The sequence below is a fragment of the Streptomyces sp. NPDC048612 genome (genome assembly GCF_043199295.1).
Classification (GTDB): domain Bacteria; phylum Actinomycetota; class Actinomycetes; order Streptomycetales; family Streptomycetaceae; genus Streptomyces.
The window spans coordinates 1-21,714 of record NZ_JBICVV010000045.1; the positions used below are offsets into that span (position 1 = coordinate 1).

Annotated in this window: 2 protein-coding genes; both read left to right on the top strand. The window is 73.7% G+C overall.

From position 1 onward, the window contains the following. A partial coding sequence (locus ACGFN2_RS35325) for a type I polyketide synthase (protein ID WP_393367034.1) occupies window positions 1–20,166 on the top strand: 20,166 nt, incomplete at its 5' end. Between the two features lie 78 nt (window positions 20,167–20,244). After that, on the top strand, window positions 20,245–21,714 hold a 1,470-nt coding region (locus ACGFN2_RS35330), incomplete at its 3' end, for a type I polyketide synthase (RefSeq protein ID WP_393367036.1).

Sequence of the window (21,714 nt, forward strand, 5' to 3'; positions counted from 1 at the left end):
CTTGTCGAGCGGCTGTCCGACGCTGAGCGCAACGGCCACCAGGTCCTCGCCGTACTGCGCGGCAGCGCCGTCAACCAGGACGGCGCCTCCAACGGCCTCACCGCCCCCAACGGCCCCTCACAGCAGCGCGTCATCCGCCAGGCACTGGCCAACGCACGCCTGGAAGCGTCCGACGTGGACGCGGTCGAGGCGCACGGCACGGGTACGAAGCTCGGCGACCCGATCGAGGCGCAGGCACTGCTCGCCACGTACGGCAGGGACCGCGACGCGGACCGGCCGCTGTGGCTGGGATCGGTCAAGTCCAACATCGGGCACACCCAGGCCGCCGCCGGCGTGGCGAGCGTGATCAAGATGGTCGAGGCCATGCGCCACGGCGTGCTGCCCAAGACCCTGCACGTCGACGAGCCGACCCCGCACGTCGACTGGACGGCGGGAACTGTGGACCTGCTGACCGAGCAGCGCGACTGGCCCGCTACCGACGAGCCCCGCCGGGCCGGCGTCTCCTCTTTCGGCGTGAGCGGCACCAACGCCCACGTGATCCTGGAACAGGGCCCCCAGACCGCGCCCGTTTCCGCTCCCCAGACCGCTCCGGCTCCCGCTCCCGAGACCGAGCCCGTTCCCGGCGCGGACGCCCCCGTCCTCTGGCCACTCTCCGGCCAGACGCCCGAGGCCCTGCGCGCCCAGGCAACGCGCCTGATCGAGGCCGTCACCCAGGACCCGCCTGCGGGCCTCGCCGACATCGCTCACTCCCTCGCCACCACCCGCGCACACCTGGCACACCGCGCCGCCGTGGTCGGCGCGAACCGTGCCGAGCTGGTCGAGGGACTCGCGGCGCTCGCCGAGGGCCGCGCCGTGCCCGGTCTCGTCCAGGGCGTCGACGGCGGCGGCGGTCGTGCCGTCTTCGTCTTCCCCGGCCAGGGAGCCCAGTGGCAGGGCATGGCCCTCGAACTCCTCGACGCCTCCCCCGTGTTCGCCGAGCGCCTCGCCGAGGCCGGCCGCGCCCTGGCCCCGTACACCGACTGGACCCTGGAGGACGCCCTGCGCGGGCGCGCCGACCTGGAGCGCGTGGAGGTCTCCCAGCCGACCCTGTTCGCGGTGACCCTCGCCCTGGCCGCCGTCTGGCAGGACTGGGGCATCCGTCCCGCCGCGGTCGTCGGTCACTCCCAGGGCGAGATCGCCGCCGCCTGCGTGGCCGGCGTCCTGACGCTCGACGACGCCGCGCGCCTCGTCGCGCTGCGGGCCCGCGCCCTGTCACGGCTCGCGGGCCGCGGCGGCATGGTCTCCGTGGCCCTGCCCGTCGACCGGGTGCGCGAGGACCTGGCAGCCTACGAGGACCAGGTCGCCGTCGGCGCCGTCAACGGGCCCCGCGCGGTCGTCGTCGCCGGTGAACCGGCCGCCCTGGACGAACTGGTCGCCGCCTGGACCGCCGAGGACGTATGGGTGCGCCGCGTCCCGATGCACTACGCGCCGCACTCCCCGCAGGTCGAGGAGATCCGCGCCGAACTCGAAGAGGCGTTCGCCTCCGTGCGCCCCTTGGCCGGGAACATTCCCATCTACTCGACGGTGACCGGCCGCGTCCAGGACGGCACCGCCTTCGACTCGGCCTACTGGTACGCGAACCTGCGCGACACCGTCGACTTCCACGAGGCCACCCGCAGCCTGCTCGCCGACGGATACGGCGTGTTCGTCGAGAGCAGTCCGCACCCCGTGCTCACGATGGGCGTGCAGGGCACGGCCGACGAAGCCGGTGTACAGACCGTCGCGGTCGGCTCCCTGCGCCGTGACCACGGCGGCATGCGCGCCCTGCTCACCTCCCTCGCCCGCCTCCACCTGCACGGCGTCCGCCCCGACTGGGCGAAGGTCTTCCCCGGCGCCCGCCGCGCCGAACTGCCCACCTACGCCTTCCAGCACGCGCACTACTGGCCCCGCGGCGCCGCCCTGCGCGCCGGGGACGCCTCCCGCTTCGGACTCGGCGCGGCGGACCACCCGCTGCTCGGCGCGGCCGTACTGCTCGCGCGCGGCGGTGGCGTCGTGCTCACCGGGCGCCTCGCCCTCGACACCCACCCCTGGCTGACCGACCACCGGGTCTCCGGCCGCGCCGTCGTCCCCGGCACCGCACTCCTGGAGATGGCGGTACGCGCCGGCGACCAGGTCGGCTGCCCGTACGTCGAGGAACTCACCCTCGAAGCGCCCATGGTCCTGCCGGAGACCGGCGGACTCCAGGTGCAGGTCGGCGTGGAGACGCTGGACGCCACCGGCGGCTGCGCCCTGTCCATACACGCACGGCCCGACGGCGACGAGGACGCCCTCTGGACCCGGCACGCGGACGCCCTCCTCACCTCCGCCGCACCGCGGACCGCCGCCTCCGGTACGCTCGCCGGCCCCGTGTGGCCCCCGGCCGACGCCGTGGACGTACCCGTCCCCGCCGAACAGATGTACGCCGACCTGGCCGAACGCGGGCTGGTGTACGGGCCCGGATTCCGCGGCCTGCACGGTGCCTGGCGTCGCGGCGACGAAGTGTTCGCGGAGATCACCCTCCCGGAGCCGGCCTCCGCAGAGGCGGCGCTGTTCGCCGTCCACCCGGCGCTGCTCGACGCGGCGCTGCACGCCGGCGGTTTCGGCGAGTTCGTCAGTGACCCGGCCGTCGGCTGGCTGCCGTTCTCCTGGCGCCGCGCGGCCGTCCTGGCCTCGGGCGCCGGACAACTGCGGGTGCGCCTGGCGCCCTCGGGCCCGGACACCCTGACCCTGGAGGCCGCCGACGCCGACGGCGCCCCCGTGCTGACCGTCGACGGCATCGCGCTGCGCCCCCTGCCGTCCGGGCCCCTCGGCGGCACGGACACGGGCGACACCCTGTTCCAGGTCCGCTGGACGGCCGCCGGGCAGGCACCTGAGACCGAGCCCCGGCCGACCGTCGCACCGTGGCGGTACTCCGCCGACGCGGACGGCCTCGACCGTCTGCTCGCCGACCGCTCCACCGCACCGGACGTCACGGTCCTCAGATACGACTCGGCCGCGGCCGCGGCCACGGGCCCGGATGAGCCGGAAGACGTCCACGCGCGCGCCCTGGGTGCCCTGTCCGCCGTACAGCGGTGGCTCGCGGACGAGCGGTTCGCGCAGTCGCGGCTCGCCGTGGTCACACGCGGGGCCGTGGGACCGCACGACGAACCGGACCGCGACCCGGGCGGGGCAGCCGTGTGGGGTCTGCTGCGCGCGGCGCAGGCGGAGAACCCGGGACGTCTGGTCCTGATCGACACGGACGCCACCCCCGGAGACGACGCGGCCCCCGCGGACTCCGGCGCCGAAGCCGGCACCGACGCTGCCGACGCCGTCGACGCCGTCGTCCACCGCGCCCTGCCCGGCCTGCTCGCCCTCGACGAGCCGCAGTTCGTACTGCGCGGCGGCGACGTCCTCGTCCCGCGCGTCACCCGGGCCAAGGCCCCCGACGACACCACCGCCGGCTCGCCCTTCCACGCCGAAAGCACCGTCCTCATCACCGGCGCGACCGGCACCCTCGGCGGCCTCGTCGCACGCGAACTGGCCGCTGTACACGGAGTGCGTTCCTTCGTCCTGGCCGGACGCCGGGGCCCCGACGCTCCCGGCATGCCCGAACTGGTCGCCGAACTCGCCTACACGGGCGCGGAGGCGGCCGTCGTGGCCGTCGACGTCGCCGACCCGGCCGCGCTCACGGACCTGCTCACGGCACACCCCGTCACCGCCGTCGTGCACGCGGCGGGCGTCCTCGACGACGGCGTCCTCGACACACTCACGCCCGAGCGCGCCGCCGCCGTACTGCGGCCCAAGGCCGACGCGGCCCTCCACCTCGACCGGATCACCCGCGAACTCGGCCTGGAACTCACCGCGTTCGTGCTGTTCTCCTCGGCCGCGGGCGTCTTCGGCAACGCCGGACAAGCCGCCTACGCCGCCGCCAACTCCGTCCTCGACGCCCTCGCCGAACGCCGCAGCGCCCAAGGCCTGCCCGGCACCGCCCTGGCCTGGGGCCTGTGGGACGAGGCCAGCGGGATGACCGCCCACCTCGACGGGACCGACCTGCGCCGCGTCCAGCGGGGCGGCGCCGGAGCCCTGGGCACCGAAGAGGGTCTGCGGCTGTTCTCGGCGGCCGTACGCACCACCGAACCGGTCCTGCTGCCGATGCGCCTCGACCTCGCACAGGCCCGCGCGGCCGCCGCCCGGCACGGCGTCCCGCCGCTGCTGCGCACCCTGGTGCGGGCACCCGCCCGCCGCACCGTCACGGCCGGGTCCGCCACCGGCGCGGGCCTCGCGGGCCTCGCCGGCCTGCGCGGCGCCGACCGCGAACGCGCCGTCCTCGCCGCCGTCACCGAGCAGGTCGCCGCCGTACTCGGCCACACGGGCGCCCACACCGTCGACCCGAAGAAGGCGTTCAAGGAACTCGGCTTCGACTCGCTGACCGCCGTCGAACTGCGCAACCGGCTCGCCCCGGCCGTCGGCCTGCGCCTGCCCGCCACCCTTGTCTTCGACCACCCGAGCCCCCAGGCCCTCGCCCGGTACATCTGTGCCGAACTGGGCGACGACGACACCCCGCACGAGACGGCCGCCGCCTCCCCGCAGAGCACCGCGCCCACCGCCGCGTCCGCCGCCGACGACCCGATCGCGATCGTCGCCATGAGCTGCCGCTACCCCGGCGGGGTCCGCTCACCCGAGCAGCTGTGGCAGCTGGTCGCCGGCGCGGGCGACGCCATCTCACCGTTCCCCCAGGACCGGGGATGGGACTTCGCACACCTGGACGCGGACGGGCCGGACAGCGCCCTGAACTTCACGCGCGAAGGCGGATTCCTGCACGACGCCGCCGACTTCGACCCGGAACTCTTCGGGATCTCGCCACGCGAAGCCATGGCCATGGACCCGCAGCAGCGGCTCCTCCTGGAGATCACCTGGGAGGCCTTCGAACGCGCGGGCATCGACCCCAGCAGCCTGCGCGGCACGCGCGCCGGCGTCTTCGCCGGCGTGATGTACCAGGACTACACCGACCGCCTGCTCGCCGTCCCCGAGGGCGTCGAGGGCCACCTCGGCACCGGAAATACCGGCAGCGTGGTCTCGGGACGCGTCGCCTACTCCTTCGGCCTCGAGGGCCCGGCGGTCACGATCGACACCGCCTGTTCGTCGTCGCTTGTCGCGATGCACCTGGCAGCTCAGTCACTGCGCCAGGGCGAGTCCACGCTCGCGCTCGCCGGCGGCGTCACCGTGATGTCCACGCCCAACCTCTTCGTCGACTTCAGCCGCCAGGGCGGGCTCGCCTCGGACGGCCGCATCAAGTCCTTCGCGGGCGCCGCCGACGGCACGGTCTGGGGCGAGGGAGCGGGCGTCCTGCTCCTGGAGCGCCTGTCCGACGCCCGCCGCAACGGCCACCCCGTTCTCGCGGTACTGCGTGGCTCGGCCGTCAACCAGGACGGCGCGTCCAACGGCCTCACCGCCCCCAACGGACCCTCGCAGCAGCGGGTGATCCGGGCCGCACTGGCGAACGCCGGCCTGTCGGCGTCGGACGTGGACGCGGTGGAGGCGCACGGTACGGGTACGACGCTCGGCGACCCGATCGAGGCGCAGGCCCTTCTCGCCACGTACGGCAAGGACCGCGACGGAGACCGCCCACTGTGGCTCGGCTCCGTCAAGTCCAACATCGGTCACACGCAGGCCGCCGCCGGTGTCGCGGGCGTGATCAAGATGGTCGAGGCCATGCGCCGCGGCGTGTTGCCGCAGACGCTGCACGTCGACGAGCCCACGCCCCGGGTGGAATGGGCGGCGGGCTCGGTCGAGCTCCTGACCGAGCCCCGGCCGTGGGCCGCGGGTGGCCAACCGCGCCGCGCGGGTATCTCGTCCTTCGGCATCAGCGGGACGAACGTCCACGCGATCATTGAGGAACCGCCGGCCCCGGCCCCGGCCCCGGCGCCGAAGTCCGTCCCGGACGACACGGCCGGCGTGGTGCCCTGGCTGCTCTCCGGCGCCTCCGAGGACGCCCTGCGCGCCCAGTCCCGCCGGCTCGCCGCCCACCTCGGCGAGCGCAAGGGGCTGCGCCCGGCTGACGTGGGTTTCTCGTTGGTGACGTCTCGGGCGGTGTTGGAGCACCGGGCTGTGGTGGTGGGTTCGTCGCGGGATGAGCTGGTCGCCGGTCTGGCGGACGTGGCCACGCGCGGGCCGGCGTCCACGGGTGGCCTGGTGTTGTTGTTTACGGGGCAGGGTGCTCAGCGTGCTGGTATGGGGCGGGAGTTGTATGCCGCGTATCCGGTGTTCGCGGAGGCCTTCGACGCGGTCTGTGCTCGGCTGGACGGTGGGCTGGGTCGGTCTTTGAAGGGTGTGGTGTTCGACGGGGGCGGGGAGGGGCTGTTGGATCGTACGCGGTTCACGCAGGCGGCTCTGTTCGCGGTCGAGGTTGCCCTGTACCGGCTGGTGGAGTCGTGGGGTGTACGTCCTGACGCCCTGCTCGGTCATTCGGTCGGAGAGATCGCGGCCGCGCACGTGGCCGGTGTGCTCTCGCTCGATGACGCCTGTGCGCTGGTTGATGCTCGTGGCCGGCTGATGGATGCCCTGCCGGAGGGCGGGGCCATGGTCGCGGTGGAAGCCTCTGAGGGCGAGGTCCGTGCGGCTCTGGTCGAGGGTGTGTCGATCGCGGCGGTGAATGGTCCGCGTGCGGTGGTGATCTCCGGTGACGAGGCTCCGGTGGAGCAGGTCGCTGCGGTACTCGCCGAACGGGGTTCGCGTACGAAGAAGTTGTCGGTCAGTCATGCGTTTCATTCGGCTCGTATGGAGCCGATGTTGGAGGAGTTCCGTGCGGTCGCGCAGTCGCTGAGGTATGAGACCGCGCGTATTCCGGTCGTGTCGAACCTGACCGGTGGGGTCGCGGGTCCGGAGTTGTCGACCCCGGAGTATTGGGTGAGGCATGTCCGTGAGGCGGTTCGTTTCGCCGACGGCGTCCACACCCTCCACGCACAGGGCGTCACCCGCTTCGTCGAACTGGGTCCGGACGGTGTCCTGACGGCGATGGCGCAAGGCGTGCTCACCGATGTTGAGGACGCCCTCTTCGTTCCGGTCCTGCGCAAGGACCGCGACGAGGCGACGAACCTCGTCACCGGGCTCGGTCAACTCCATGCCCACGGCGGCACAGTGGACTGGGAAGCCTTCTTCGCCGGCACCGGCACCCAGCCCGTCGACCTCCCCACCTACGCCTTCCAGTACCAGCGTTACTGGATCGACGCGGCCGAGCTGCCCGACACCGCCCCCGATGCGGTGGAGAACGCGTTCTGGGACACCGTCGAGCGCGAGGACCTGGAGGCGTTCGCCGAGACGCTGGACCTGGAGCCGGGCGACCTGGAGACGGTGCTGCCCGCCCTGTCGTCGTGGCGGCGCAGGCGCCAGGAGCAGGACGCCGCCGACGACTGGTTTTACGAGGAGACCTGGGTCGCGGTCCCCGACCGCGCCGACCTGCCGGCCCGTGCCGAGGGCCGTCTTGTCGTCGTGGCCGAGGACGAGGCCGGGAGCGAGGCCGCCGAGGCACTGCGCGACCGCGGCGCGCGGATATTCGCCCTGCCCCTGGACCTCGTGCACGATGAACTGGTCGAGCGACTGCGCGCGGCCGACGCGCCTCTCGGGATCGTGTCACTGCTGCCGACCGTGGCCGCGACACTGGCCCTGGTCCGGGCCGCCGAGGAAGCCGGGCCGCGGGTCTGGACCCTGACCCGCGCGGCCGTGGCCGCCGGGCCCGCCGACCCTGCCGTGGAGCCGGAGGCCGCCGGGGTGTGGGGGATCGGCCGGGTCGCCGCGCTCGAACTTCCGCAGCTGTGGGGCGGGTTGATCGACCTGCCCGCGTCCCCGGCGGACCGCGACTGGGACCGCGTCTGCGCCGTCCTTGCCGACGAGTCCGAGGACCAGGTGGCGGTGCGGCCCGCCGGGGTCTACGCCCGGCGCCTGACCCGTACGAACGTGGGGCGGCGCAACGCCTGGCGTCCGCGGGGCACTGTGCTGATCACGGGTGGTACCGGTGCCTTGGGTGCGCAGGTGGCCCGTTGGGCGGTGGCCGAGGGCGCGGAGCGTCTGGTGCTGACCAGTCGCCGCGGTCCGGATGCGCCTGGTGCGGCCGAGTTGCGTGACGAGCTGGTGGCGCAGGGTGCCGAGGTGGCTGTCGTGGCTGTGGACGCGGCCGACCGGGATGCGTTGTCCGGCGTACTGGCGGCGTATCCGCCGGACGCCGTGGTGCACGCGGCAGGCGTCACACAGTCCACGCCGCTGCGGGACATGGACGCCGAGGAACTGCACGGTGTCGTCGCCGCCAAGGCCGACGGTGCCCGGCACCTGGACGAACTGACCCGCGAGCGGACGCTCGACGCGTTCGTCCTGTTCTCCTCCGTCGCCGGCGTCTGGGGCAGCGGCGGCCAGGGCGCCTACGCCGCCGCCAACGCCGAGCTGGACGCCGTCGCCCGGCGCCGCACCACCCTCGGACTGCCCGCCACGTCGCTGGTCTGGGGCCCGTGGGACGAAGGCGGCATGGCCGTGGGGCCGGCCGGCGACGAACTGCGCCGACGTGGACTGCGCCCGCTGGCGCCCGGCGCCGCGCTCGCCGCGATGGGCCGGATCGCAGGCACGCGCGGCTGCGTGATCGTGGCCGACGTGGACTGGGAGCGGTTCGGCGCCGCATACTCGGCGGCCCGGCCCAGCCCGCTGCTGTCCGCGCTGTACGACGACGGGACCACCGCCACGGCCGAGCGGGCCGAGGCCCCGGCCGCCGCCGAGCTGCGCCGGAAACTGGCGGGCCTGAGCGAGGCCGAGACCCGCCGGACCCTCGTCGACCTGGTGCGCACCCACGCCTCGGCCGTGCTCGGCCGGACGGCCGGGGACACCATGGCGGCCAACAAGGCGTTCCGCGAGGTCGGGTTCGACTCGCTGACCGCCGTCGAACTGCGCGGCGCCCTGTCGGAGGCGACCGGCCTGCCCCTGCCGGCGACCGTGGTCTTCGACTACCCGACGCCGACGGCGCTGGCCGACTTCCTGCGCTCCGGCCTGGCCGACGACGAGACGGACGCCGGCGCGGGCACCGGCGCGGTCACGGCGGCCGCGCCCGACGAACCGATCGCGATCGTCGGCATGGCCTGCCGATTCCCGGGCGACGTCAACTCGCCGCGCGAGCTGTGGGAACTGCTCGCCGAGGGCGGCGACGCCATCGGCGCCTTCCCCACGGACCGCGGCTGGGACGTCGACGCGCTCTACGACCCCGACCCGGACCGGACCGGCACCTCCTACGCCCGCGACGGCGGATTCCTGGCCGCGGCCAGCGAGTTCGACGCCGAGTTCTTCGGGATCAGCCCGCGCGAGGCGCTGAGCATGGACCCGCAGCAGCGGCTGCTGCTCGAAACCTCGTGGGAGGCGTTCGAGGGCGCCGGGCTCGATCCCGAAATCCTGCGCGGCAGCCAGGCGGGTGTCTTCGTCGGCACCAACGGCCAGGACTACGCGTCGCTGCTCGTCCACTCGGGCGAGCCGGTCGAGGGCTACCTGGCCACCGGCAACGCCGCGAGCGTCGTCTCCGGCCGCCTCGCCTACACCTTCGGGCTCGAGGGCCCGGCCGTCACCGTCGACACCGCCTGCTCGTCGTCGCTCGTCGCGCTGCACTGGGCGGCACAGTCGCTGCGCCAGGGCGAATGCTCGATGGCCCTGGCCGGCGGTGTCACGATCATGGCCACGCCGACCGCGTTCATCGAGTTCAGCCGGCAGCGTGGCCTGGCCTCCGACGGTCGCGTGAAGGCGTTCGCCGGTGCCGCCGACGGGACCGGCTGGGGCGAGGGCGTGGGCATGCTCGTCCTGGAGCGGCTGTCCGACGCTGAGCGCAACGGCCACCAGGTCCTCGCCGTACTGCGCGGCAGCGCCGTCAACCAGGACGGCGCCTCCAACGGCCTCACCGCACCCAACGGCCCCTCACAGCAGCGCGTCATCCGCCAGGCACTGGCCAACGCACGCCTGGAAGCGTCCGACGTGGACGCGGTCGAGGCGCACGGCACGGGTACGAAGCTCGGCGACCCGATCGAGGCGCAGGCACTGCTCGCCACGTACGGCAAGGACCGCGACGCGGACCGGCCGCTGTGGCTGGGATCGGTCAAGTCCAACATCGGGCACACCCAGGCCGCCGCCGGCGTGGCGAGCGTGATCAAGATGGTCGAGGCCATGCGCCACGGCGTGCTGCCCAAGACCCTGCACGTCGACGAGCCGACCCCGCACGTCGACTGGACGGCGGGAACTGTGGACCTGCTGACCGAGCAGCGCGACTGGCCCGCTACCGACGAGCCCCGCCGGGCCGGCGTCTCCTCCTTCGGCGTGAGCGGCACCAACGCCCACCTCATCCTCGAAGAGGCGCCCGCCCCTGCCCCCGCCACCGTCCAGCCGGACACCGGGCCGGAACAGTCCCCTGTGCTGCCGTGGCTGCTGTCCGCACGCACCGAGGACGCGCTGCGCGCCCAGGCAGCCCGCCTGCACGCCCTCGTCGCCGCCGACGACGACACGGCCGCCGACCCGGCCGCCGTCAGCCAGGCCCTGGCGGCCACCCGCGCCCGCTTCGAGCACCGCGCAGCCATCGTCGCCGCCGACCGCGACGGGCTGCTGCACGGCCTGGAGGCCCTCGCCGAGGGCCGGCCCGCCGCCTCCGTCGTACAGGGCCGGGCACGCCAGGACGCGCGGCTCGCGTTCCTCTTCTCCGGACAGGGCAGCCAGCTGCCGCGCATGGGCGCCGAGCTGTACCGGCGCGAGCCGCGGTTCGCCGCCGCACTCGACGAGGTCCGCACCGTGCTCGACCCGCTCCTGGAGCGCCCGGTACTCGACCTGCTGCTCGCCCCGCAGGACACCGCCGAGGCGACGCTGCTCGACGAGACCCAGCACACCCAGGCCGCCCTCTTCGCCCTCGAAGTCGCCCTGTACCGGCTGGTCGAGCAGTGGGGCCTGGTCCCCGACATGCTGCTCGGTCACTCGATCGGCGAACTCGCCGCCGCCCACGTCGCCGGTGTGCTGTCCCTGCCCGACGCCTGCACCCTGGTCGCCGCGCGCGGCCGCCTGATGGCCGAACTGCCGCGCGGCGGCGCGATGGCCGCGCTTGGCGTGCCCGAGGACGACGTGCTGCCGCTGCTCACCGGGCGCGAGGACCACGTGTGCGTCGCCGCGGTCAACGGGCCCGCCTCCACCGTGATCTCGGGCGACGAGGCCGCGGTCCACGAAATCGCGGGACACTTCCGCGAACAGGGCCGCCGCACCAAGGCCCTGCGGGTCAGCCACGCCTTCCACTCCCCGCACATGGACGGCATGCTGGACGCCTTCCGCGAGGTGGCCGAACAGCTCACCTACCACGCACCGGCCATTCCGCTGATCTCCGACGTCACCGGTGAGCTGCTGCCGGCGCACGAACCGGTCACCGCCGAATACTGGGTGCGTCACGTGCGCGGCACGGTCCGCTTCGCCGACGGGGTGCACACCGCACGTGCCGCCGGCGCCACCGACTTCCTCGAAGTCGGCCCCGACGGCGTGCTCACCGCCATGGCCCAGGACTGCCTGAGCGCCGAGTCCGCCCCCGACCGGGACGAGACGGAACCCGCCACCGCCGTCGCGGCGCTGCGCCGAGGCCGCGACGACACCGAGGCCCTGGCCACCGCCCTGGCGACCCTGGACGCCCACGGCGCCGGACCGGACTGGAACGCCGTTTTCGGCGGCCGGCCCGCCCGCCCCGTCACCCTTCCCACGTACGCCTTCCAGCGCAAGCGCTACTGGCCGCGCAACCTCGCCACCGCCACAGCGGACGTGACGGCCGCCGGACTCGGCACCACCGGCCACCCCCTGCTCCAAGCCGTGGTGTGCCTGGCCGACTCCGACACCTACCTCTTCACCGCCCGCCTCGCCGTCGCCACGCACCCCTGGCTCGCCGACCACGCCGTCGGCGACGCCCTCCTGCTGCCCGGCACGGCCTTCCTCGAACTGGCCGCCCGCGCCGGTGACCAGGCCGACTGCGCCCACGTCGAGGAACTCACACTCGTCGCCCCACTGGTCCTGCCCGCGTCCGGCGCCGTCCAGCTCCAACTGTCGCTCGACGCCCCCGACCAGGCCGGACGCCGCGCACTGACCGTGCACGGCCGGCCCGACGCGCCCGACACCGGCACCGAGACACCGTGGACGCTGCACGCCACCGGTCTCCTCGCACCCGCCGCGGCCACGGACACGGCTGCCGCCGACGACACGGTGTGGCCCCCGGCCGGTGCCGAACCCGTCGCACTGGAGGGCTTCTACGACACTCTCGCCACGGACGGCTTCGGCTACGGCCCGGCCTTCCAGGGCCTGCGCGCCGTGTGGCGGCGCGGCGACGAGCTGTTCGCCGAGGCGACGCTGCCCGCCGACAGTGACGAGCGAGCCGCCGCCTACACGCTGCACCCCGCCCTGCTCGACGCCGCACTGCACGCCCTGGCCTGCGGTACGGACGACGACGCGCCCAGCGGACTGCCGTTCGAGTTCGCCGGCGTCACCCTGCACGCGGCGGGCGCGACCGCACTGCGCGTCGCCCTGACCCGCACCGGCGGCACAGTCACCCTGCGCGCGTCGGACAGCACCGGCGCCCCCGTCGCCGACATCGAGTCGCTCACCCTGCGGCCGGTGTCCACGGCCCAACTCGCCCCGGCCGAACGCGACCCGCTCCACGATTGGCTGCTGCGCGTCGACTGGACGGCTGCCCCGGCCCCGGCCCCGGACACCGAACCGCCCTCCCACACCACGCTCGGCGATGGCGGCGCCCACCCCGACCTGGCCGCGCTCGGCGCTGCCGTCGATACGGGAACCGCCCCGGCGCCCGCGCTCGTCGTCGTACCGCTCCCACCCACCGGCACCACCGGCACCGACAGCACCACGCTCGCTCGGACGGCCCACGAGACCGTCCACCGTGCGCTGCGCACCGTCCAGGACTGGCTCGCCGACGAACGGTTCGCCGCGTCACGGCTCCTGATCGTCACCCGGGGCGCCACCTCGGCGGCCCCCGGCGCCGACATGCTGCCCGGCGCCGCCGTCTGGGGCCTGCTGCGCTCCGCACAGAGCGAGAACCCCGGCCGCTTGGTCGTGTGCGACCTCGACACCACCGACGGCGAACTGCCCGCCGCCGCACTGCACCTGGCCGCCACCGGGGCCGAGCCCCAGCTCGCCGTACGCGAGGACACGGTCAAGGTGCCCCGCCTCGCCCGTGCCTTGGACGGCCCCGCCCTCGTACCACCGACGGGCCACCACGCGTGGCACGTCGACATCGAGGAGGGCGGCACCCTGGACGACCTGAAGGCCGTCCCCGCCGAACGCGCGCTGCGGCCGCTCGCCGACAATGAGGTCCGCATCGCCGTGCGCGCCGCAGGCCTCAACTTCCGCGACGTCCTGATGGCCCTCGGCATGTATCCGACGCGGGCCCAACTCGGCAGCGAAGGCGCCGGTGTCGTCACCGAGGTGGGCGCGGCCGTCACCGGGCTCGCCGTGGGCGACCGCGTGCTCGGCTTGTTCTCCGACGCGTTCGGCCCCCTGGCCGTCGCTGACGCGCGCACCGTCGTGCGCATGCCGCGCAACTGGTCGTTCGCACAGGCCGCATCCGTGCCGCTCACCTTCCTGACCGCCTACTACGCCCTGTCCGACCTCGGCGACCTGCGCGCCGGCCAGTCGGTCCTCGTGCACTCCGCGGCGGGCGGCGTCGGCATGGCCGCCGTCCAGCTCGCCCGCCACTGGGGAGCCGAGGTGTACGCCACCGCCGGTCACGCCAAGTGGGACGCGGTCCGCGCCCTCGGCGTCGCCGACGACCACCTGGCCTCCTCCCGCGACACCCTGTTCGCCGAACGCTTCGCGTACGCCTCCGGCGGGCGCGGGGTGGACGTCGTGCTCAACTCCCTGGCCCACGAGTACGTCGACGCCTCCCTGAGACTGCTGCCACGCGGTGGCCGCTTCCTGGAGATGGGCAAGACCGACGTACGCGACACCGACGAGGTCGCCACCGCCCACGAGGGCGTCCACTACCGGGCGTTCGACCTCATGGACGCCGGCCTCGACCGTATCGGCGCCATGCTCGCCGACCTCATGGACCTGTTCGAGCAGGGCGCCGTCCACCCGCTGCCGCTGACCACCTGGGACGTGCGACGCGCCCCCGAGGCCTTCCGGTACGTCAGCCAGGCCCGGCACACCGGCAAGGTCGTCCTGACCGTTCCGCCCGCCCGCGACCCCGACGGCACCGTCCTGGTCACCGGCGCCACCGGAGCCCTCGGCCGGCGCGTCGCCCGCCACCTCGTCACCGAGCACGGCGTACGCCACCTGCTGCTCGCCGGCCGGCGCGGCCCCGACGCACCCGGCGCGGCCGAACTGGTCGCGGAACTGGCCGAGTCGGGCGCCAAGGCCCGCACGGCCGCCTGCGACCTCGCCGACCGCGACGCCGTCGCCGCACTCCTCGCCACCGTCCCCGACGCGCACCCGCTGACCGCGGTCGTCCATGTCGCGGGCATCCTCGACGACGGCGTCGTGACCGCCCTGGACGCCGACCGCGTCGACCGCGTCATGGCGCCCAAGGCCGACGCCGTACTGCACCTGCACGAACTGACCCGGCACCTGGACCTCGCCGAGTTCACCGTGTTCTCCTCCGCGGCAGCCGTCTTCGGCGGCGCGGGCCAGGCCAACTACGCGGCCGCCAACTCCTTCCTGGATGCCTTCGCCCGCCACCGCCGCGCACTCGGCCTGCCCGCCACCTCCCTGGCCTGGGGCCTGTGGGAAGACGCCGACTCCATGGCGGCGGACCTCGGCCGCAGCGACCGCTCCCGCATCGACCGGGCCGGCGTCGGCGCCCTGACCCCCGAGGAGGGCATGGCCCTCTTCGACCGGGCCGGAACCCTCGACGACGCCGACCTCGTCCCGGTGAAGACCGACCTCGCGGCCCTGCGCGCCCACCCGGAGACGGTCCCGCCACTGCTGCGCGGCCTCGTCCGCGCCCCCGTCCGGCGCGCCGCCGCGCGGAACGCGGGCGGCACCGACACGGCCTCCTTCGCCCGGCGCCTCAACGCCACGCCGCCGCAGGACCGCGACCGGCTCCTGCTCGACCTGGTACGCGGCCACGTCGCGGCCGTCCTCGGTCTCGACGGGCCCGAGACCATCGAACCCCGGCGCGCGTTCAAGGACCTCGGCTTCGACTCGCTGACCGCCGTCGAACTGCGCAACCGGCTCACCGCCGAGTGCGGCTGCCGACTGCCCGCCACGCTCGTCTTCGACCATCCCACCCCGCAGGCTCTCGTCGAGCACCTGCACACCGAACTCGTCGAGACCCGGGACACCGAGACGGCCACCGCCGCCCCGGTGCGCACCGCCGCGGCCGCCGACGAGCCCCTCGCGATCGTCGGCATGGCCTGCCGCTTCCCGGGCGGCGTCAACACTCCCGAGGACCTGTGGGCCCTGCTCGCCGCGGGCGCCGACGGCATCACTGCCTTCCCCGCCGACCGCGGCTGGGACCTCGCCGCCCTCCACGGCAGCGCCTCCGACACCCAGGAGGGCGGCTTCGTCCAGGGCGCAGGGGAGTTCGACCCGGTGTTCTTCAACATCTCGCCGCGCGAGGCCCTGGCGATGGACCCGCAGCAGCGGCTGCTGCTCGAAACGTCCTGGGAGGCCGTCGAGCGCGCGGGCATCGATCCGACCACCCTGCGCGGCAGAGCGGCCGGCGTCTTCGTCGGCGCGGCCGGCTCCAACTACGGGGCAGGACTGCGCTCGCTGCCCGACGGCGTGGCCGGACACCTCCTCACCGGCAACGCCACGAGCGTGGCCTCGGGCCGCGTCTCGTACGCCTTCGGCCTGGAAGGCCCGGCCGTGACGATCGACACGGCGTGTTCGTCGTCGCTCGTGGCCCTGCACCTGGCGGCGCAATCACTGCGCCAGGGCGAGTGCGACATGGCGCTCGCCGGCGGCGTCACCGTCATGGCGACACCGGGCGCCTTCACCGAGTTCAGCCGCCAGGGCGGCCTCGCCTCCGACGGCCGCTGCAAGGCCTTCGCGGGCGCGGCGGACGGCACGGGCTGGGGCGAGGGCGTGGGCATGCTGCTTGTCGAGCGCCTGTCGGACGCCGAGCGCAACGGGCATCCCGTCCTCGCGGTCGTCCGCGGTTCGGCGACGAACCAGGACGGCGCCTCCAACGGACTCACGGCCCCCAACGGGCCGGCCCAGCAGCGCGTGATCCGCGCCGCGCTCGCGAACGCCGGTCTGTCGGCGTCGGATGTGGACGTGGTGGAGGCGCACGGCACGGGTACGAAGCTGGGTGACCCGATCGAGGCGCAGGCGCTGCTCGCGACGTACGGCAAGGACCGTGACGCGGACCGTCCGCTCTGGCTGGGCTCCATCAAGTCGAACATCGGCCACACCCAGTCGGCCGCCGGTGTCGCCGGCGTCATGAAGACGGTGCTCGCGCTCCAGCACGGGGTCCTTCCCAAGACCCTGCACGTGGACGAGCCGACCCCGCACGTCGACTGGACCGAGGGCGCGGTGCGACTGCTGACGGAGCCGGTCGCATGGCCGCGCGCCGAGAAGCCGCTGCGGGCGGGTGTGTCGTCGTTCGGCATCAGCGGGACGAACGCGCACGTGATCCTGGAGCAGGGACCAACGCCCGAACCGGAGTCGGATCAGCTCGAAGACGAGAGCACTGTTCCGTGGGTGCTGTCGGGTCGGTCGGAGGCGGCGTTGCGGGGGCAGGCGGCGCGGCTGCTGACTGCGGCCGTGGATGAGTCGCCGGCGGATGTGGGTTTCTCGTTGGTGACGTCGCGGGCGCAGTTGGAGCATCGGGCTGTGGTGGTGGGTGCGTCGCGGGATGAGCTGGTGGTGGGGCTTGAGGCTGTTGTTGAGGGTCGTGGTGCGGCTGGTGTGGTTGAGGGTGTTGCCTCGGATGCGGGTCGGGTGGTTTTTGTGTTCCCGGGTCAGGGTTCGCAGTGGCAGGGCATGGCGTTGGAGTTGATGGAGTCTTCGCCGGTGTTCGCGGCGCGGATGGCTGAGTGTGGTGAGGCTCTGGCTGCGTTTACGGATTGGTCGTTTGAGGACGCTCTTCATGGCCGGGTGGATGTTGAGCGGGTGGATGTGGTTCAGCCGTTGCTGTTTGCGGTGATGGTGTCTTTGGCGGCGGTGTGGCGGGACTGGGGTGTTCGTCCGTCGGCGGTGATGGGTCACTCGCAGGGTGAGATCGCGGCTGCGTGTGTGGCGGGTGCTTTGTCGTTGGAGGATGCGGCGCGTGTGGTGGCGCTCCGGTCGCGCTCGATCGTGGCGCTGGCGGGGCGGGGTGGCATGGTTTCTGTGCCGCTTCCTGTTGATCGTGTCCGTGAGGAGTTGTCCGGTTTTGAGGGCCGGGTCTCGGTCGCGGCTGTCAATGGGCCGAACTCCGTGGTGATCTCCGGTGATGTGGACGGTCTGGACGAACTCCTTGCCCGCTGGTCCGAGACGGATGTACGGGCGCGACGTATCGCGGTCGACTACGCGTCCCACTCCGCGCATGTGGAACGACTGCGGGATGAAATCCTGGACGTACTGTCGCCGATCCGCCCGCAAGCGGGTGAGATACCCGTCTACTCGACCGTGACCGGCCAGGTCGAGGACGGTTCCGCCTTCGACGCCGAGTACTGGTACACGAACCTGCGTCAGACGGTGGAATTCGAGACCGCGACGAGGAACCTCCTGGCCGATGGCCATGGCGTGTTCGTCGAGTCCAGCCCGCACCCCGTCGTCAGTATCGGCATCCAGGAGACCATCGAAGACGTCGGCTCCCCAGCCATCACGGTCGGTTCGCTGCGCCGTAGCGACGGGGACCTCGACCGTCTCCTGACCTCCCTGGCCGAACTGCACGTCCACGGCGTCACACCGGACTGGTCCAAGGTCTTCCCGCCCGGCGCCCACCGCGTCGACCTGCCCACCTACGCCTTCCAACACCAGCACTACTGGCTGGAGGACACCAACCCCGGCGCCCCCGCCGACGCGGCCGATGGCGTGCTCGGATCCGTGGAGGCCGCCTTCTGGGAGACCGTCGAGCGCGACGACTTCACCGCGCTCGCCGGAGAACTGGACGTCGCCCCGGACGCACCCATGCAGGCCGTCCTGCCGGCGCTTTCCGCCTGGCGCCGTCGCCGGCAGCGCAGCTCGGCCGTCGACCAGTGGACGTACCGCGTGGCCTGGCACCGGGTGGCCGACCCCGAGGCCGTACCGCTCACCGGCACCTGGCTGCTCGTCGTGCCCGACGGCCTCCCCGACCGTGCTGCCGGCCACGTGGACGCCTCTGCGGAGGCCCTGCGGCAGGGCGGGGCGGACGTACGCACGGTGATCCTCGGCACCGACGACCAGGACCGCGGGGCGATCGCCGAGCGCGTCAGGGACGTCATCGGTACGGAGACGGCGGCCGGTGTCCTCTCGCTGCTGGCCCTCGCCCCGGGCACGCATCAGGAGTTCACCTCCGCGCGCCTCGGACTGAGTCGCACCGCAGCCCTCGTACAGGCCCTCGGCGACCTCGCGTTCGAGACGCCCCTGTGGTGCGCGACGCGCTCCGCCGTCCAAGCGGCGCAGACGGACACGGTCGAGGCGCCCGAACAGGCCATGGTCTGGGGCCTCGGCAGGGTCGTCGCCCTGGAACACCCGGAGATCTGGGGCGGTCTCGTCGACCTGCCCGACACATGGGACGAACGGGCGGCCGACCGGCTCCGTGCGCTGCTGTCCGGCGCGGCGGGAGAGGACCAGGCGGCCCTGCGCCCGGCCGGGATCCTCGGCCGCAGGCTGCTGCGGACGGAGCCGTCCGCCGGCCAGGACGGTGAGCACGCCTGGCAGCCGTCCGGCACGGTCCTGATCACGGGCGGTACGGGAGCACTCGGCGCCCACGTGGCCCGCCGGCTCGCCCGCAACGGTGCGCCGCACCTACTGCTGGCCAGCCGCCGCGGCCCGGACGCACCGGACGCCGCCGAACTGACGGCCGAACTCACCGGCCTGGGCGCCCGGGTCACCGTCGTCGCCTGCGACCTGACCTCCCGCGCGCAGACCGAGGCGCTGCTCGCGTCCGTACCCGACGACGCCCCGCTCACCGCGGTGGTGCACACGGCTGCCGTGCTCGACGACGGCGTCGTGGACACACTGGACCCGAAGCGCATCGACCGCGCGGCCGGACCCAAGGTCGACGGCGCGCTGCACCTGCATGAGCTGACCCGCGACCGCGAACTCTCCGCGTTCGTCCTCTTCTCGTCCTTCGCCGGCACCTTCGGCACGCCCGGTCAGGGCAACTACGCGCCGGGGAACGCCTTCCTCGATGCGCTCGCCCAGCAGCGCCGGGCCCAGGGACTGCCCGCCACCTCGGTGGCCTGGGGCCCGTGGGGCGGCGACGGCATGGCGGACGGCGCGGTCGGCGAGGTCGCCCGGCGCCACGGCGTGGCGAGCATGGACCCGGATTCGGCCACCGAGGCGCTCTATCGCGCGATCGACGACGGCGAGCCGTACACAACGGTCGCGGACATCGACTGGAGCCGCTTCTACACCGCGTTCACGGCGACCCGGCCCAGCCCGTTCGTCTCCTTGGTCCCCGAGGCCCGGCACGCGGCGGCGAACATGTCCGCCCAAGCCGCGCCGACGGCCGGGGCCGAAGCAGACACCTCCGGCACGTCGCTGGTGGCGCGGCTCGTGGAGCTGGCCCCTGACGAGCAGCAGAAGGCACTGCTCGACCTGGTTCGTACGCACGTCGCGTCTGTGCTCGGCTATCAGGATCCGCAGGATGTGGGCGAACGCCGAGCCTTCCGCGAGATCGGCTTCGACTCCGTCACCGCGGTCGAGCTGCGCAATCGGCTCGGCACAGTCACCGGCAGGCGCTTCCCGGCGACCCTGGTCTTCGACCACCCGTCCCCGGCGGCGCTCGCGGAGCACCTGCGCGGCGAACTCATCGGCGACGCGGCGTCCAAGGAACGCTCGCCGCTGGACGAGATCGACCGGCTCGACGCCGCCCTGTCGGGGCTCGGCGAGCCCGACGAGACGACCCGCAGCCGTGTCGTACAGCGCCTGCAGACGCTGCTGTCCAAGTGGGACGGCGCACCGCGGACCGCCGAGGAGACGGCGGACGCATTGGTGTCCGCCTCGGCTGACGAGATGTTCGACCTCATCGACCGAGAGCTCGGGATGTGACGAGCCAGATGAGCAGCCGGCCCCGGCACCAGCCCCAGCCCAAGCACCAGCCCCAGCCGAGAAGACGGGCGAGTTCACGTGACTGACCAGGACAAGCTCCTCGACTACCTCAAGCGTGTCACCGCAGACCTCCAGCAGACCAAGCAGCGTCTGCGCGAGGCCGAGTCCGGGCAGCACGAGCCCGTCGCGATCGTGGCGATGAGCTGCCGATTCCCCGGCGGCGCGGGCACGCCCGAGCAACTGTGGGAGATGCTGGCGGAGGGCCGGGACGCGGTCGGTGACATCCCCGCCGACCGCGGCTGGGACGTCGAGGCCCTCTACGACCCGGACCCGGACAGCACGGGCACCAGCTACGTCCGCCAAGGCGCCTTCGTCGACGGCATCGCGGACTTCGACGCGGAGTTCTTCGGGATCTCGCCGCGCGAGGCCCTGGCGATGGACCCGCAGCAGCGGCTGCTGCTCGAGGCATCCTGGGAGGCCATCGAGCGGGCCGGCATCGACCCGTCCTCGCTGCACGGCACCGAGGTCGGCATCTTCGCCGGCACGAACGGCCAGGACTACCCGTCCCTGCTGATCGGCGCCGGCGACGGCATCGAGGGCTACATCGGCACCGGCAACGCCGCCAGCACGCTCACCGGCCGCGTCGCCTACGCCCTGGGGCTCGAAGGCCCCGCCGTGACGATCGACACGGCCTGCTCGTCCTCGCTCGTGGCCATGCACCTGGCCGCGCAGTCGCTGCGCCAGGGCGAGTGCTCGCTCGCGCTGGCCGGCGGCGTGACCCTCATGTCGACGCCTTCCCTGTACGTCGAGTTCAGTCGCCAGCGGGGCCTGGCGGCGGACGGCCGCTGCAAGGCCTTCGCCGGCGCGGCCGACGGCACCGGCTGGGGCGAAGGCGTCGGTGTCCTCGCCCTGGAGCGCCTCTCGGACGCGCGCCGCAACGGACACAAGATCCTTGCCCTCCTGCGGGGCAGCGCCGTCAACCAGGACGGTGCCTCCAACGGCCTGACCGCCCCCAACGGCCCCTCCCAGCGCCGCGTTATCCGCCAGGCCCTGCTCAGCGCCGGACTCACGGCCGCCCAGGTCGACGCGGTGGAGGCGCACGGTACGGGTACGAAGCTGGGCGACCCGATCGAGGCGCAGGCGCTGCTCGCCACGTACGGGCGGGACCGTGACGCGAACCGTCCGGTGTGGCTGGGCTCCATCAAGTCGAACATCGGTCACACGCAGGCCGCCGCCGGTGTCGCGGGCGTCATCAAGATGATCGAGGCGATGCGCCACGGGGTCCTTCCGAAGACCCTGCACGTGGACGAGCCGTCCCCGCACGTGGATTGGTCGGCGGGCGCGGTGGAACTTCTGACCGAGGCCCGCCCCTGGCCGGCGGGCGACGAACCGCGCCGCGCGGGCATCTCGTCGTTCGGCATCAGCGGGACGAACGCCCATGTGATCGTGGAGGAGGCGTCTGCGGACGAGGCGGCGGCTGGCGCTGTGGTGGATGGTGTGCCGGTGCCGTGGGTGCTCTCCGGTGGCACGGAGGCGGCGTTGCGATCG